1 protein-coding gene is annotated in these 1,225 nt (G+C 43.2%); it reads left to right on the forward strand.

Annotated elements, in window-relative coordinates:
* Positions 1-667 (forward strand): DDE-type integrase/transposase/recombinase (locus KRZ98_RS23120; RefSeq protein ID WP_217675529.1); only part of this gene is annotated, 667 nt, incomplete at its 5' end.
* Between the last annotated feature and the right edge of the window lie 558 nt (positions 668-1,225).

Raw genomic sequence — 1,225 nt, forward strand, 5'->3', positions numbered from 1 at the left:
ATCTTTTGGTAAATTACAATTTGTACATGTTTCTGTAGATACTTTTTCCCATCTGATATTTACCTCTGCCCATTCTGGTGAAAAGGTGAAAAATGGTAAGAGCCACTCTCTACAGGCTTTTGCTTACATGGGAGTCCCAAAACAAATTAAGACTGATAATGGCCCTGCTTATGTCAGCAGAGGTTTCAATCATTTTTGTCAAGACTTTGAGATTACTCTAAAGACTGGTATTCCTTACAACCCCCAAGGACAGGCTATTGTGGAACATGCCCACCACACTTTAAAAGCCTATTTAGTTAAAGTAAAGAAGGGGGACCTTGACGGGGACATTGGCTCCTTAACTCTATCACTTATTTTCTATCTTAAACTTTTAACTGTGGATGATTCTGGTAACTCTGTAGTAGACTGTCATTGGTGGTCCACTGCACAGAAAAGACATTTGGTTAATTGGAGAGACCTTCCCTTAGGCTTTTGGAAAGGGCCAGATCCAGTTTGGTGTGGGCCCCGGGTTCTGTTTGTGTTTTCACATAGGATGGCAAGGCCCCAATTTGGGTTCCTGAGTGTTGTGTGTTCCTGGTTCCTGCTGATATGCTTTAACCATCTAATGACTCATTGGGTGTTGGGAACCAGCCCTCACAGGGTCTCTAAGAGTTGTTTTCCAGCATAACCACAGGAACCTCCTGTTTTTCTGATCTTTCCCAATAGGATCCTGATGTGAACCCTTTGACCTGGTATTTTTGTAAGTTTGTATACAAGGCTGTTCCACAATTAAAGTGAGGGACTGTGTCTCTGAAAGTGAACCAGGCAACTTTTGGTTCATCCAAATCTCCAGGCTTTTGCCCAATACTCGGACTTAGTGGCCAAGAGCAGCCACAAATGGAGGTTCCACCGAGATCGGGAAAGAAAGGGGACCCTGCGAGATCACCCCCAGAAGGCTGGAAAGCAAGTAAGGAGTTGTGAGGGTGGATTGCAAAAGGTACTAGAAAATAGGTACCTCAACTCCTAAGAGAGTTGGATTGGAAAGTTACTGGAAGGGGTGCCTCAACTCCTAAGAGAGATGGATTGGAATAGAGATCACAGTCAATCACAGAGATAAAGTTTAAAGAGACAAGGTACTGGTAAGATTTAATTTTAACTTTGGATTAAGCAATAATGCTAAGAAAATTATTGAAGAGATTCGGGAAATCCGCCACTGAGGAATCCCTCCTCCAGAGCTACCCACCAG

The sequence above is a fragment of the Sphingobium sp. AS12 genome (assembly GCF_019097845.1).
In the GTDB taxonomy this organism is placed as follows: domain Bacteria; phylum Pseudomonadota; class Alphaproteobacteria; order Sphingomonadales; family Sphingomonadaceae; genus Sphingobium.